Below are 14,860 nucleotides of genomic sequence, written 5' to 3'. Positions count from 1 at the left end.
TTTCACTCCTTAGCGTCCTTGTTGCTGACGCCATTTTTCTTTTCGTGCATCGAGTAGATCAATCGCATGAAGATACCAAGCATCTGTCGTTTGCGGCGTAACACTTGATCCCCACTCGCGTTTACCATGGTGTGATAATACCATATGCATGAGACGGTGATAAACAGCACGAGGTAATCGGATATCTTCTTCTCGAAGTGTTTGTTCGAGAACAAAACAACCATACGGCATATGACCCATCAATACACCGTCCGGATCAAGCGCAATACCCGCCAGTTCTTCCTCTTCTTCTGTTACGTGCAACAGTCTTGAAAAACGATCTGTCGATGCACCCGCATGCGTATACTCCCATAGCTTTCCGATGTCGTGCAATAAAATACCGAGCAACAACTCATTCGGATTCGGTCGTTGATCTAACAGAGCAATCCCTTTTGCCGCTTGATAGAGGGCATCAAAACTGTCATCCCAAGAAAATTGACGTATCTCTCGTTCAGCTGCTTGGAAGAGTTCATTTTTATGATCGGCTTCTGCTTCTTGAATACATTTGAGTAGCGTCAAGTATGGTTGTTCACTATCACAAATTCCTCGACCAATCGTCATCATACAAGCAGTATGTTTCAGCAACCCACCGATATAGGCATGGTGATGAAACAGCGCAGCCGGTCGTGTTGAAAAATCCGCCCAGTACTGTCGCAGAATCGAGAGCGCGATTTCTTGGTAAGGAGAATCAAGTTGACCGACTAGTCCAAGCAACTGATCACGATACGTTTCAAGCGATTCATCTGCTGGTAATTGTGGTAGAAACTGCGTCGGTGAGGCGTCATGAATCGGAGTGACGCGCTGAACGGTCAATGACTTGTTTCCGGATTGCGGCGGATATTCCTCTACCTTTGCCTCGACCCGAACGATTCGTGTTTCGAGATATGGACGAAGTGCTTCTTCTGCCGTTCCTTGATTGATCCACTGTTTCCCCTTACAAGATCCAGCGGGCGAATTGAACGTGAACTGCAGCCACTCTCGTCCGGTTTGACCTGTGCGGATTTCACCCGAGGCAACGAGTAACACTTCTTCGATTCGTTCACCCGAAACAAGCGTCTCTATCGAAAGTCCAATCGGTTGATTCGATTGATGGATGGAAAAAGTATCATTTCCATAAGAAGGCATCGTCACTTCCGGAAGTGCTTTGAATAATTGAATCACGTCATCTCACTCCTTTTTCTTCACTCATATCATAGCAGACACGATTTCATCACGACTACTAGTAAACAGATATTGTAAGCGTTTTCTAAATGAATTATGATGAAACTGGAAGTCCATTTTATGCTTAAGGAGGAGAAACGATGATTCGACCACTTACTCAACTATACAGTGAAGCTGTTGGCACACTCGATCAATGGACGGTATCCGAAATCGTGACCCGCGATCAAATTCGGCAAGCTGTCCAGTTGTACGATCCATATCAAATGCATACGTCGTATGCTTTGGAACATTTGTTGATTCATGAATTGCGTGAGGCTTGTCATTATGTCCAAGAACAAGGGCTAACGTTGGCTGATGCGCAAACAGAGCTTCTCATCCTCTCTGCTTTCCAAAGTGATGCCGGCTATCAAGCAGAGGAAATTCAAGATATGTCTCCCACTGCAATCAAACGGCACTTATCTTCGCTAGACGCCGCCTTCAACCGACTATTACATCAACTATTCTTACATCAATCGCAACCAGACATCCTCTGTCAGCGATTCATGACGATCCTTTCAGGTGCGGTCGCCACAAAATGTGCAATCCGTGCTAAACGCCTCAAGGAAGCGACACTTGTTCATCCATAAAAAAAATCCTGACTCATGTGAGTCAGGATTTTTCATTCAACGACCTGGCATTCCAGCTCCTTGATTGGTTTTGTATGAAAATGCGGCGTTCCGCTTCGTCATATTCTATAGTCATCATGCCAAACTATTCAAGGTCTGTCAATTCTTTTCTAAAAAAAAGTGGACCGATTTTCGATTGAAAATCAGTCCGAATGGAAGAGTGAATAATTACCATGGCAATGCTTGATTTCATCATACAATGCAATGGAAGCGTTTACAACCCCTTTTCGTTAAATTTTTTCAAGAAAATATTCGTTTGCGAGTGGCAAGTGGATGACTTCGATTCCACTTTGTCGCATGAGATTCAATCCGTCCCCATATTCATAACCTGTCGAATAAACGACACGATCTATTTTAGAAGCGATGAGCGCTAAACTACACGCATGACACGGACTATGTGTGACATAAGCTGTTGCATGACGAGCGCTCGTCGAATCAGCTGCTAGCTTACCGAGCGCGTTGATTTCAGCATGAATCTCATGTTGCTTCGACCATTCATGGTGTTCTTCCTGATTTTCGCACCGATAAAAGAGAATCCCGTTTCGTTCAATCAATTCTTCAACAATCGGGTGGTCAGGACGCGATGTATAGAGAATACCATCTTGCTTTAAGTAAATTTCGTTGCAATTCACATGCTGACTAGGTGTTCCGTTTATTCCAATTGAAATCGGCTTTTCATCTTTGACGATGACACAGGCAACGGATTTTGAGGCACATTTTGAATGACGGTCTGCCATCATCCGTGCGAATAATAACCATGTCGTATCCCATTTCAACTGCTTCTCTTCATTATTCATTCAAACTCTCCTTTCATGAAGGAAAGGAACACGAAATGTCGTGTTCCTTAGTATGGTCGATTCGGTAATTCTCTGCTTTTTGAGGCGACTTCGATGACTTTTTGTTTCAATTCATTCTCCATTCGCTCTAGTTCATGCTCTGCGTCGCGGCGCTTTTGTTTTCCTTCTTGTTGAATGCGTAATGTCTCATCCAGTGTCTCGATCAAGTTTTGGTGCGCCACTTTTAACGATTCAACGGATACGATACCTTTTTCGTTTTCTTCCGCAATTTCAATCGACGATTCCTTCAGCAACTTCGAATTTTGCTCAAGTAACTGGTTCGTCGTATTGGTGACATCCTTCTGCATTTCAAGCGCTGCTTTTTGACGCGACAGACTCAAAGATAGGACAACTTGGTTCTTCCAAAGTGGAATCGTATTGACGACTGCTGATTCAATTTTTTCCGCTAGAATTTGGTTATTTTGTTGAATGACACGAATTTGCGGTGCCATCTGCAAGCTAATCGTTCGGGATAATTTTAAATCATGGATTTTCTTTTCAAAACGATCCGTCAATTGAATCAAGTCATTCAATTCCTGTAACTTCGTTTGATCCCGCGATACCTCGACTTCCGTTCGTAACGGTTCGATTTCATGTTGACGAACGTGAGCGATTTTCGTCTCGCCAGCTGCAATATAGACGTTTAATTCTTCGAAATAACGCTTGTTCTTTTGATACATTTGATCGAGTAACGTGATGTCCTTCATCAATCCAAATTTTGATCGATCAAGATTGTGTACGACTTCTTCGAGATAAGCGCTCATTTTCTCGTATTGCAAGAAATACGTTTCCGCTTTTTTCTTCGCCCGACCGATGACCGGCACGTTCGACCAGAAGCTCTTTTTTTCTTGAAGCGTATCTGGATCCATTTGGCGGACACGCTGCATTAAGTCACTCAGCAATTTCCCTGCTTCCCCGCCGTCCTTCATCTTCACCTCACTTAAGACTTGATCAGAGAATTGTGATAGTTCACGCTGGACTGGCGCCCCGAATTGCATGACGGCATCCGTTTTTTGTAGATCGATCACCTGCAGTAGACGTTCAATCTTTTGTCGTTGTTCTGCCGGAACATCCGAAGGAATCATTTCTTCGACAGGGCGAGCCGGCATTTTGGGCGGTGTCTCCGCTACGTTTAAGTCGACCGACGGATCAGAAATTGTCGGTTGATCTTGCTCATCAGGCCATTGTTGCCATGTATCTTTATCAGAATGGGTCATGTCGGTAACTCTCCTCCTGTTTTCGTTGTTCAGTCTCTTGCGTCAACACCTTTTCAATCGTCAAGAGTTCCCGTTCTAAATCAACGGTATCCCCTTCAAGCAACAAGGTTTGTTGTTGCTTTAATTTTTGTCCAATCATTTTCAAGTTCGAAATCAATTGATTTTTCGTATCCAATTGAACTTGAGCGCCACGGCGTTCCAAATCGGCATATTTTTCTGAAATCGACAATAAGGAATCCAGATAGAACGTAAAGAAGTCCCGAACTTTTTTGACGTCGCGTGGACTTTCATATAACTCCTCGAACAAGACATGTGCTTCCCGTGAGACGATCCGCATCTCACTTCTGATTTCACCATCTCGAATCGAGGGAACGATTTGATCGTACGTCTGGATTTTTGTGAATCCTTCTTCGATCGTCCGTTGCAATACTTGAAGTTCTAAATCATCCGTCTCTTCAAATCGGCGTGTCGCCCGTTCCGGTTTTAAAATGACACTTCCGACGAACTCATCTTCGTCATCAAGTAGTAATTTCTTTTTCACATTTTTCCGCTTGATTTCGGTCGATTTCCGTTCTGTCCGATATCGTCGACCTGGTTTTGTTCGATAACCGCTCCAAATGAACCACAAACCAAGAGCGATGAAGATTCCCGAGAAGTTGAACGTATCGGCCAATTGTAGAAATACGAACATCATACCGATGGAACCAAATATCCACCATGAAGACTTCATGTCATCCCCTCTTCCTTCGTACTGATTCTTCTATCAGGTTTACGTGTCTTTATTTTAACATTACGTAACGTCTAACAAAAAGTTTCCCGTTTTTCCGAAATGTTACGCCTCGTGTATTTATATTTCAACATACTTTTAAAAATATCGCATCAGACCGAAGAATGAACTATCCGTTCTTTCTTTCGCATGATTCTTTTGACAACAAATAAGGTAGTCGACAAAATTGTCGACTACCTTAAAAAAGTGATCAATTATCCGAATAATGGCCATACAAGGATGATCAAAATCGCGATCGGACTCAAGTAACAAACACTCACACGCCACACAGGTACGATTTTTTTCATGAATGGACTCGTCACGAGTTCCTGTTCGACAAGAGTACGATCGAGCTTGTACCCAGCAAAAATCGAAATCAGTAAAGCACCAATCGGCATTAAAATATTCGAGACAAGGAAATCAACGCTGTCAAAGAACGTTTTCCCCATGAATTGAGCATCACTCAACATCCCGAACGAGAGTGCGGACGGAATTCCGACGATCGCAATCGCAAGTGTCGCAAGCCATGTCGTCCGCTTTTTATCACGCGATGTCGCATTCTCCTTACGATCCGTTAATGAAGCAACAACGACCTCAAGCATAGCGATCGATGACGTGATCGATGCGAAAGCAAATAGAAGGAAGAACAGTGTCAAGAACAACGAGCCAAACTGGATCTGACTGAAAACAGTCGGCAATACGATGAAAAGCAATGCCGGTCCTTCTGCAGGGTCAAGACCCGAAGCAAAAACAGCTGGGAAAATCGCGAATCCAGCTAATAATGAGACGGCGACATTCATCGCGACGATCCATGCGGCGGAACGATTAATCTCGCCACGTTCCTTCATGTAGGAAGCATACGTCAGCATCGCCGATACACCGAGCGATAAGGAGAAGAACGCTTGGCCAAGCGCACTCAGGACAGAAGTTCGGTTGAGGACCGAAAAATCAGGCTGTATGAAGAATTTAACACCTTCCATTGCACCATCAAGTGTCAATGATCGAACGACAAGGATGATGAAGCACACGAATAATAATGGCATCATGATTTTACTCATTTTTTCAATACCGGATTGAACACCACGTAAGACGATCCAACATGTCAAAGCGAGGAAAATCAATTGCCCTGAAATGACATATAACGGTGAGGCGGAAATCGTTCCGAACAATTCACCAAGCGCACCACTGTCCATCGTCGTCAGGCGACCTGTGAAACCAAGAATGGTATAAATCAAGACCCATCCTCCGATGACGCTGTAGAAAGAAAGCAACAAGAAACAAGCGATGACACCAAGTACACCAATGAATGTGAACTTCTTATGACCAAGTGCCGAGAACGCTTGAAGTGCTGTTTTTCCACTCGTACGACCGATTAAAAACTCGGCAATTAAAACGGGCAGTCCAAGTAATAAGGTAAACACGAGGAACAAGAGTAAAAACGCGCCTCCTCCGTTCGTTCCAGTCGTGTACGGGAATTTCCAGATGGCCCCCAGACCAATGGCGGATCCCGCTGCTGCTAAAATAAATCCAACTTTTGAAGCCCATGCGTTTCCTTTCATGGTGCTCCACCTCCTTTTCAAAATACTTTTTCATTGTACAGAAAGAATCATTGAAAGTCATCCTTTATCAAATATTTTCTTTAAAGCGTCAAAGCATAACCGCATATATGTACTGAAAGATAAAAAAGAAGGTCGTTTTTTATGACGACCTTCTTTTCATTCATTACTTTATATTATTGTGTGCCTCCATACATGCGCAGATACTCCGGCAATACTTTAACTGTAACCGGCGTATGGATGGCTTTCTCACCATCTGTATCGATGACTTTTGCGTCTTTTGTTTTCAACTGAAACCCACTCGTCAAGATATGTGTAAAGGAAGGATCATTGGCAAGACCAATTTTTTGAAGGATCACATCTCGAATGGTTGTCAAGTTTACTTCATCGACGATCACTAAATCAAGTTTGCCGTCATTATAGGCTCCATCTGATAAGTTCGTCTCGATTCCACCGAGCGATTCTCCGTTTGCTGCAAGAATGAGAACCGCTTCGCCGGTCATGTGACGGCCTTCATCTAAAATCAGTTCATATTCGAAGGGTTGTGCTTCTAGACTTGAGCGAATCGTCGATAGATAATATCCCATCTTCCCGAGGCGTGCTTTTTCTTCTGTATCGATGCCAATCGATGCCTCTGCGACAAGACCGACACCAAGGAAATTCAAGAAATAGCTATTTTCGACTTGTCCGAGATCGACCTGAACAACGTGTTGCATCGCGATCGCTTCTGCAGCAAGCCGAGGAGCCATCGGTAAGCCAAGCGTTCGAGCGAAGTCGTTACAGGTCCCTCCAGGAATGATACCGAGTATCGGGCGATCATCCAGTTTTGCGACCCCGTTGATTGTCTCGAACACCGTTCCATCTCCACCGATGACGACGACCGCATCAAATGCGGACGAATCTTCCGCAAATTGCATCGCATCTCCAGCTTGCTTTGTATTCTTGATGACGATTTCATCGAATAATGTACTTAATGGTTCGATGACTTCTCCAAGTAACCCGGTGCCGTTCGTCCCAGCTGTCGGGTTACTGATCAGTAAAAGTTTCATTGAATGACGCCTTCCTTCTTCAGGTAATCACGAGCGACCTCATTCGCCGTCTTTCCGCCGTATGCGACAGCTTCATTCATTTTTGACATCTCTTCATCTGAAATTTTACCTGACAATTGCTCAAGTGCTTGTTTTACTTCTGGATACTCCTCGATCGTCTCTTGTCGCAGAAGAGGAGCTCCTTCATATGGAGGGAATAGTTGCTGATCGTCTTTTAAGACGACCATGTCGTATTTCGCAATCTCCGGATCTGTCGAGTAAGCATCAATGACATCGATCTCACCTGACTCAATTGCTTTATAGCGCAATTTTGGTTCCATCGTGACGACTTTCTGGAAATTAACATCATATTTATCTTGAATCCCTTTATACCCATCCTGTCGATCCTTAAATTCTAACGTGAATCCAGCTGTCAACTGATTCGCGACCTGTTTTAAATCAGAGATCGTCTTCAAATCGTAACGGTCTGCTAATTTCTTTGGAACAGCTACAGCATAGGTATTGTTATAGTTCATCGGTGGTAGCAAGGCTAAATCTTGTTTTTCAAGACCGGCTTTTGCCTGTTCATACACTTCTTTTGCATCATTCGACTTCGGTTTTTCATTCGTCAAACTAGCGAGCACCGTTCCTGTAAACTCTGGATACGCATCAATATCACCTGATTCGAGTGCCTTATAGACGAAGGTCGTCTTCCCGAAGTTCGGTTTGACTTGTACCGTCAAATCCGTTTCATCTTCAATGACAATCTTATACATGTTCATTAAAATTTCCGGTTCTACACCTAGTTTTCCAGCGACGACGAGATCTGGTCGTTCACTACGACCGAAGGCAAAAGGTGCGACGACGATCGCAACCATTAAGACAACTGCCGTTACGAGACGTGCTGTTTGTCGTTTACGAGTCGCTACTTCCGTTTGACGTAATAAGCCATCAAATAAAAGCGCGAGCAGTGCTGCCGGAATCGCACCGAGCAATAATAGATAGTTATCGTTACGGTCAATCCCGAGGAGAATGATCGAGCCTAATCCTCCAGCACCAATCAAGGCAGCAATCGTCGCTGTACCAATGATCAGTACCATCGCGGTCCGAATCCCGGCCATCATGACAGGTAAAGCTAGTGGGAGCTCGACTTTCCAAAGGCTCTGCATCGGAGTCATCCCACATGCGCGTGCCGCTTCCTTAATTGAAGGATCGACTTCGGCAAGCCCTGTATAAGTGTTTCGAACGATCGGTAATAAAGAATACAAGACAAGTGCAATGATCGACGGTACTGTACCAATCCCGACAAGTGGTATCATCAAACCGAGTAATGCGAGTGATGGAATCGTTTGGATGACTGAGGTCACACCAATCGACCACTCACTCAGACGTTTGTTACGTGATAAGTAAATCCCAAGCGGAATAGCGATTACACAGGCAATGAGCAAGGAGATAACAGATAATTGGATATGTTCGATCAACGCTTGAAGCAATTCAGTCTTCCGGTCTTGATACGTTTCGATCAATCCATTCATTCGACACTCCCCCTGACTTGACGCATGAATTCTTGAACGAACGGATCGTTACTTGCTAATACCTCTTCCTTTGTACCTATGAAAGCAATCTCTCCAGCGTTCATCAGACAGATACGACTGCCTAGTTTCAACGCTTCGTTCATATCGTGCGTGACGAACAAAATTGTTTTACCAAGCTCTTCGTTTAGATGCAACAAATCATTTTGTAGTTGTTCACGTGAAATGGGATCAAGCGCAGAAAATGGTTCGTCCATCAAGATGACGTCTTGTTCTGCTGCGAGTGCCCGCATAACCCCAACACGTTGTTGTTGTCCACCAGAGAGTTCACTTGGATATTTTTTCTTAAGTGAGGTATTTAACCCAGTCAACCGAAATAATTCATCGACCCGTTGTACTACTTTCTCCTTATTCCACTTCAATAACTCAGGCACGACGCTGACGTTCTCCTCAATCGTCATATGTGGAAAGAGGGCAATCTGTTGTAAGACATAGCCAATTCGCCGACGGAGTTCATGTTCATTGATCGACATGATCGGTTCACCATCGATCCAAATTTGTCCTTCCGTTGATCAATCAATCGATTGACCATTTTCATCGTCGTTGTTTTACCGCACCCTGAAGGGCCAATCAAACAAAAAATCTCGCCTTGTTCAACCGTAAAGTTCACGTGTTGCACTGCCTTTGTTCCGTCTGCATACGTTTTGCCGACATCCTTGAATTCAATCACGAACCATCCCTCGTTTCCCGGTTTATTATCTTTGTAAAATTCCCCTTTCTTAGACATTCTAAAACCTATTCCGTTCACTCTTTCCCCTGTTTTCTAAATCCAACATCGAACAGATCGTTATTATATTCTTCATCAAAACAAAAAAGACGATGGAAACTATCCATCGCCTAACCATATACGTCTCTTATTCGAACGTCACCGTGACTTGACGGCGACCCCATTCTAAAGCTTCTTGTTTTGAACCGACAAGAAGATCCATGATTTTCCCGCGAATCGCACCACCTGTATCAAGCGCAATCGCATCGCCGAAACCTTCTACATGTACCTTAGTTCCAAGCGGTACGACCGATGGATCGACAGCAACGATGCGACGTCCTTCGTATGTAATCGTATTCGTGACGTCATAACCCGATGCCGTTAAGGCACGACCATTATACAAACGGCTTCCATTGTTTTCTGGATTCGTCGTATATGCTGTCGTCTCAAATGTTTCCGTACGTTTTGTGGAACGGTCAGCGTTTGCTTGTGTTCGACTTTGTTTCTTTACCTGTTGTGCTTCCTTTTTGGCTTCTTGTGCTGCTTTTGCTTTTTGCTCTGCTTTTGCTTTTTGCTTAGCCAAGGCTTTTAGACGCGCTTGTTTTTTCGCCTCTGCTTGTTCACGCTTTTCTTGAGCAGCTTGGCGTTTCATCTCTAATGGATTTTGTACGATCGTCTTCTCCGTACCGATCCCGATTTGTGCTGCCGATGCTTCATGATGCGGCAAAAGAATAAATATGAATCCCGTTAAACAAAGGGATAAAAGGAATGATGTTCGTTTCATGTTGATGCCAACCTTTCTCGCCGTTTTACGACCCGCACAACGTATCATGGTGACAAATAGTTTGAAAAGCGAACACTATAAATTGAAATATATCTGTCAAAAAGTAACGAAATGGTTACACGCTTACAAAAAACGCTCTCAATCGTTGTGTATCAACGTTTTTATATTTTGTAACCGTTCTGTTACGAATTAGTCTTTGTTACTCTTTTGTAATAAATGTATCTTTTCGATGTTTTCAGTCATTTTGTCCAATTCTTCAAAAATTAAAAGAATGTATGATTTCATTATTATTCAGTTCACTGGATGAACATAAAAAAGCACACCAATTATATGGTGTGCTTTCATACATTATTTTGTTTTACGTTCTAACAATTCAATCTCTGACTTTAATAAGACTTGTTTTTCGAACTCTAAGCCGAGTGCCTCAAAGTTTTTCGTGTGGGATACATCACCAACGACCGTATTTGTCAATACAGCCGTTACTTCTGCTACCCAGCCTTCTTTCGTTTTTACCATATCTCCAACGATATAATCGAATAACTCTTCTGTTTCTTCCATTTGACTCATCTCCTGACACGTTCAATTACAGTTAATCATATAAAATAACGACCGAAAAAGCTAGTCACGCGTCAATTGAGCCAAGAACTGGCGCAAGATTTTAGCGGTTAATCCCCAAATCAGATAATCCCCGTGCTCATAAAAATGCTCCGTGACTGTATACGTACGATCCAGGTATGCTTCTCGATTCGCCATGCGTTCGGTCGGCACTTCCTTACCAGGGCGAATCCGCCACTCCATATCTCCTTTAATCGGCTTCGAAGTCATTAATTCCGTTAATGACACGAGAAACACATGATCGACTTCGGCCGGAGAAGGATTAAAGTCTGTCGCATGGAGAATGCCAAGATACGGGTAAATGATCGACCGGTTCGGTGTCACGAGTGGTTCTAGCGTTCCAATCACTTCGATCTCAGAAGCACTGACATTTAATTCTTCGACCGTTTCACGGATAGCCGCTGCTTTCGGTAATTCACCGCCATCGATCCGACCACCCGGAAAAGCGATTTCACCTGGTTGCGAACGTAATGTCTTGGCTCGTACTTGAAATAACAAATAGACTTCGCCATCCTGCTCAACTAACGGAACGAGTACGGCTGCCGCATGACGAGGTAAACGTTCTTCAGAATCTACGTAATGCTTTCGGATATCGGCTAAGTTCACCTGTTTCATCGCCCTTCTTGTGCAACGTGTTGGTACGCCTCTTCCAGATGGCGCATACGGACGATGAGATCCGCATTCTTAGCAATCCGGTCCGATAAAATCGATCCTGCTACCGTCTTGTAATAGGCGTTTAAGGCATGTCGTTTCGTCAGATGTGCCTCGTTCTGACGGATGTATTCCTTAAAATTCGCAATCAATCGTTCTGTCGTAAAAAGTTGTTCGTTCACAAGTTTCATCCTTTCACACGTCAAGCGTGTCATCAATAGTTTAATGGTAACGAGTTTTGGCTAAGATGTAAATTAAGGGGGGTTATCCGTGAATAAAAAATTAGATGTCCTCATTATCGGTGCCGGACCAACCGGTTTAACACTCGCACTCGCACTCTCGCGCTATGGATTATCCTTTCGCATCGTCGAACGTGCAAGCGGACCATCCGTCGTCTCAAAAGCGATTGGGATTCAAGCGCGTTCTCTGGAGTTGTTCGCAAGGCTTGGTGTTGCAGAAGACTTGATGGAGAATGCGATTAAAATCAATCAAGGAAACCTCTATGTCAATGGCGCATGGCAGGCAAAACTTGATTTTACGGATTTGAACACACCCTTTCCGTTCGTCACGCTGTTACCTCAAAGTGAGACGGAACGGATTCTTGAAGCACGACTCGCCACATATGGACACGTAGTCGAGCGCGAAACAGAATTAACAGGGTTTGCTCAATTTCCAACGTTCGTTACTGCATCCTTACAACATAAAGGAGAAACAGAGACGGTCGATGCTTCCTTCATTATCGGAGCAGATGGCGCGAACAGCTTCGTCCGTCGAGAGCTCGGACTCCCATTCAGTGGAAAGTCGTTCAAAGAATCGTGGGCACTGGCTGACATCGAGGTCGACTGGCCGCTCTCTTCTGAGGAGGTTCATATCTTCTTCTCTGATCATGGCGTCATCGAGTCTTTCCCACTTCAGTCGAACTTGTTCCGGATTACCGGCAATCTAACGAGCGGACCTGTTCCGACCGACCATAAAGCGATTGACGATTTTTTACAAAATCGAGCCAAAGTACCGTTTGAGCTCAAAAAAGTCCATTGGTATTCCATGTTTCGCGTCCATAACCGGATTATCGAGAAATTCGGACACCACCGGATTTATTTGATCGGGGATGCAGCACACATCAATTCACCCGTCGGTGGTCAAGGAATGAATACCGGAATTGCTGATGCGATGAACCTCGCTTGGAAACTATGGTGTGTCCATCAGTTTAAGGCGAGTTTTCCGTTACTTGATTCTTATAGCGTCGAACGTCGAGAAGCGGCACAAGGGATCTTACGATCAACCAATCTTGCGACGGAACTTTTGCAAATCAATATTCCTTTTTTATTGCCCTTGCAGGAAAAAGTCATTCGAAATAGTCTCAAGATCGCACCCTTACATCATTTCGTGACGAACCGAATTGCACAGCTTAACAGCCACTACCCAGCGAGTTCGACCTTCGTCACACAAGGACACTTTAGTCCATTGACACCAAAACCAGGTGAACCGATGCCTTACAGTGAAGTCGTTCACCCGCGGACGAAAAAGAACGAACTATTGTTACGTCGTGCCGATCGGAATTTCTTATTACTACTGTTCTTACCAAAAAATGCAACCGATGATCTTCTTGAGCCATTCAAGGAACTCGCCTATACCTATCCCGATCTATTTGAGACAGTACCGATCCATCAATCCCTTAAAGAGGATGGTGTCGTCGATCAAGGCGGTGAACTGGCACGACGCTTTGGCATCAAGCAATCCGGATTATATTTAATTCGCCCTGACGGTTATATCGCGTATCGCCAACAAGGTTTGAAAAGTAAATCGTTCGCCCGCTATGTTGAACGTTTACTTTATGCGCGTTAACTCGGTATGATAGTAAATGAGGTGAAGGCAAAGATGGATATACAGCTAGTTCGAACGGTTTTAATCATTCTTTTAGTCATTGCATTTCTCGTCATCGTCAGCAGACGAACGAAGGAAAACCTTCGATGGTCACTAATCGGGGAAGCATTTGGTGAAAAAGGAGAAGATTTATTAAAGGACGCTGCGCGACTCGAAGCAGCTGACTTAGAGATTCGAGTCGAACGCGGCGTCAAAACTTCGTTTTTATTCCGACGTTTCAGTAAAGACTTGGATGATCGCGTAGCGGTGTATGTCTTGAAAGAAGACTTGGATCAAGCTGAAGACATTCTTGCGTCTCGACCAAGACGATGAATTCAAACGAAAAGGCAGTGAAGCGAGCGCTTCACTGCCTTTGTTCATTCCTGTTGCTGCGCGAGATAAAACGCAACTTGTTTTCGTTCTTGCTCTTGAACAGGGGAGGATTTCTTTGAGACGATGAACGCCCGCACATCTTTAAAGCTGTGCCCCGTCGGGAATTTAATTCGTTCCGTCCGCATCTGTGGTGCATTCGGAAAAAGTGTAATGCCATGAATCGGAATGATGATCCCTTGTTCTTTTAGCGTTTTTCGAACCGCTTGAACGATTTGTTTCGACTGATGGATGGGATGAGGTGCAAACACTTTTCTTCCATGCTCAGAATCCATGACATGACAAGATTCCTCCGTCATCCATTCTACGACCGCATCGTTTTGTAACACGAGGAACAATCCTTTTGGTCCGATCAGCGCAAAAGGAATGACAATCGTGTCAGAAAGACGAATCCGATCAAACAACATCCAATCAAAACGACAAACATGACGGATTTCATTACAGAGTGCATCCGTCTCACTCGTCGTCGTACTCACTTGTTTACTTGCAAAAAAACGACGGCGCGGTGGTTCAGGAACAGAAGCAGTCATGACTTGTAACATGGTTCATCATCCTTTGTAGTATGTATTATTAGTTATCTTAACACCGTTTTCGTTCAGAAGACGATTCTTTCAAAAAGAAGGAAATAAAAAAGACACTTCTGATCTGACAGAAATGTCTTTTTTGATGCGTCAATCTTGGTGCGGACGTCCGAAAACGGCCTTCTCTAGATTCGAAATACGACGTAACATATCATAGTTCGATGAACTTGATACTTGTGGTTCCGCTTGTTCGACGCGGCGTTCTTCACGTCTTACCGGTTGTGCTGGTGCTTGTTTTAACGCCTCGTTCTCTTTCTTGAGACGTTCGATCTCACGTTCGAATCCTTCATAATCTTTAATGATTTGATCCAAGTATCCATCGACATCTTCGATGACATAGCCACGGAGGCCGGTTTTGAATTCCTTTTTGTAAATATCGTCCGCTGTCAACAATGGCTTATACATCCTAT

General features: G+C 44.0%; 16 protein-coding genes and 1 pseudogene. 3 read left to right on the top strand and 14 right to left on the bottom strand.

The window, feature by feature from the left end:
* Window positions 1-9: 9 nt before the first annotated feature.
* Window positions 10-1,200, bottom strand: coding sequence for an HD domain-containing protein (locus AYO36_RS05435; protein ID WP_064299689.1), 1,191 nt, complete (start codon window positions 1,198-1,200; stop codon window positions 10-12).
* A 140-nt stretch (window positions 1,201-1,340) separates the two neighbouring features.
* Between AYO36_RS05435 and AYO36_RS05430 the strand changes: the two genes are divergently transcribed.
* On the top strand, window positions 1,341-1,826 hold the full coding sequence (locus AYO36_RS05430; RefSeq protein WP_064299688.1) for a hypothetical protein: 486 nt from the start codon (window positions 1,341-1,343) through the stop codon (window positions 1,824-1,826).
* 269 nt (window positions 1,827-2,095) lie between these two features.
* On the opposite strand, the gene AYO36_RS05425 is transcribed toward AYO36_RS05430, so the two are convergent.
* From AYO36_RS05425 to yvfG, 11 genes and pseudogenes are all read right to left on the bottom strand, one after another.
* Window positions 2,096-2,662, bottom strand: coding sequence for a deoxycytidylate deaminase (locus tag AYO36_RS05425; RefSeq protein WP_064299687.1), 567 nt, complete (start codon window positions 2,660-2,662; stop codon window positions 2,096-2,098).
* A 47-nt stretch (window positions 2,663-2,709) separates the two neighbouring features.
* On the bottom strand, window positions 2,710-3,918 hold the full coding sequence (locus AYO36_RS05420; protein WP_023468594.1) for a toxic anion resistance protein: 1,209 nt from the start codon (window positions 3,916-3,918) through the stop codon (window positions 2,710-2,712).
* Window positions 3,905-4,648 carry a 5-bromo-4-chloroindolyl phosphate hydrolysis family protein gene (locus tag AYO36_RS05415; protein ID WP_050677413.1) on the bottom strand — a complete coding sequence of 248 codons (744 nt, stop codon included), beginning with the start codon at window positions 4,646-4,648 and terminating at the stop codon, window positions 3,905-3,907. The genes AYO36_RS05420 and AYO36_RS05415 overlap by 14 nt, the downstream gene beginning before the upstream one ends.
* A 251-nt stretch (window positions 4,649-4,899) precedes the next feature.
* Complete coding sequence (locus AYO36_RS05410; RefSeq protein ID WP_058705457.1) at window positions 4,900-6,243, bottom strand: sodium-dependent transporter; 1,344 nt, start codon at window positions 6,241-6,243, stop codon at window positions 4,900-4,902.
* Window positions 6,244-6,416: 173 nt separating this feature from the next.
* Complete coding sequence (locus AYO36_RS05405) at window positions 6,417-7,289, bottom strand: diacylglycerol/lipid kinase family protein (protein WP_035396868.1); 873 nt, start codon at window positions 7,287-7,289, stop codon at window positions 6,417-6,419.
* A complete protein-coding gene (locus AYO36_RS05400; RefSeq protein ID WP_064299686.1) occupies window positions 7,286-8,803 on the bottom strand; it encodes an ABC transporter permease/substrate-binding protein in 1,518 nt (505 codons plus the stop codon). Before AYO36_RS05400 ends, AYO36_RS05405 begins: the two co-directional genes overlap by 4 nt.
* Window positions 8,800-9,587: pseudogene (locus AYO36_RS05395) on the bottom strand (ABC transporter ATP-binding protein). The gene AYO36_RS05400 and the pseudogene AYO36_RS05395 overlap by 4 nt, the downstream one beginning before the upstream one ends.
* 127 nt (window positions 9,588-9,714) lie before the next feature.
* A complete protein-coding gene (locus tag AYO36_RS05390; RefSeq protein ID WP_064299685.1) occupies window positions 9,715-10,350 on the bottom strand; it encodes a 3D domain-containing protein in 636 nt (211 codons plus the stop codon).
* A 348-nt stretch (window positions 10,351-10,698) separates the two neighbouring features.
* Window positions 10,699-10,908, bottom strand: a complete 210-nt coding sequence (locus AYO36_RS05385) for a hypothetical protein (RefSeq protein ID WP_023468601.1) — start codon at window positions 10,906-10,908, stop codon at window positions 10,699-10,701.
* 60 nt (window positions 10,909-10,968) lie between these two features.
* The gene (locus tag AYO36_RS05380; RefSeq protein WP_058704911.1) at window positions 10,969-11,580 is read right to left on the bottom strand and encodes an NUDIX hydrolase; all 612 of its coding nucleotides are present in this window, start codon (window positions 11,578-11,580) and stop codon (window positions 10,969-10,971) included.
* The gene (yvfG, locus tag AYO36_RS05375) at window positions 11,577-11,807 is read right to left on the bottom strand and encodes a protein YvfG (protein ID WP_217448908.1); all 231 of its coding nucleotides are present in this window, start codon (window positions 11,805-11,807) and stop codon (window positions 11,577-11,579) included. Before yvfG ends, AYO36_RS05380 begins: the two co-directional genes overlap by 4 nt.
* A gap of 79 nt (window positions 11,808-11,886) precedes the next feature.
* Here yvfG and AYO36_RS05370 point away from each other — a divergent pair, with 79 nt between their 5' ends.
* Both AYO36_RS05370 and AYO36_RS05365 read left to right on the top strand, forming a co-directional pair.
* Complete coding sequence (locus AYO36_RS05370; RefSeq protein WP_050677419.1) at window positions 11,887-13,461, top strand: FAD-dependent monooxygenase; 1,575 nt, start codon at window positions 11,887-11,889, stop codon at window positions 13,459-13,461.
* A gap of 33 nt (window positions 13,462-13,494) precedes the next feature.
* Window positions 13,495-13,812, top strand: a complete 318-nt coding sequence (locus tag AYO36_RS05365) for a hypothetical protein (protein WP_023468605.1) — start codon at window positions 13,495-13,497, stop codon at window positions 13,810-13,812.
* Window positions 13,813-13,856: 44 nt separating this feature from the next.
* Here the strand turns inward: AYO36_RS05365 and AYO36_RS05360 are convergent, their stop codons facing one another.
* Together AYO36_RS05360 and gpsB are read right to left on the bottom strand one after the other, a co-directional pair.
* Window positions 13,857-14,411, bottom strand: coding sequence for a nuclease-related domain-containing protein (locus AYO36_RS05360; RefSeq protein WP_064299684.1), 555 nt, complete (start codon window positions 14,409-14,411; stop codon window positions 13,857-13,859).
* Between the two features lie 129 nt (window positions 14,412-14,540).
* On the bottom strand, window positions 14,541-14,855 hold the full coding sequence (gene gpsB / locus AYO36_RS05355) for a cell division regulator GpsB (RefSeq protein WP_050677422.1): 315 nt from the start codon (window positions 14,853-14,855) through the stop codon (window positions 14,541-14,543).
* Window positions 14,856-14,860 lie beyond the last annotated feature (5 nt).

Origin of the sequence: Exiguobacterium sp. KKBO11 (assembly GCF_001644945.1) — a bacterium.
GTDB lineage: Bacteria > Bacillota > Bacilli > Exiguobacteriales > Exiguobacteriaceae > Exiguobacterium_A > Exiguobacterium_A abrahamii.
Note: the sequence above shows the minus strand (reverse complement) of the source record. Positions and strands in the feature narration are given on the sequence as shown.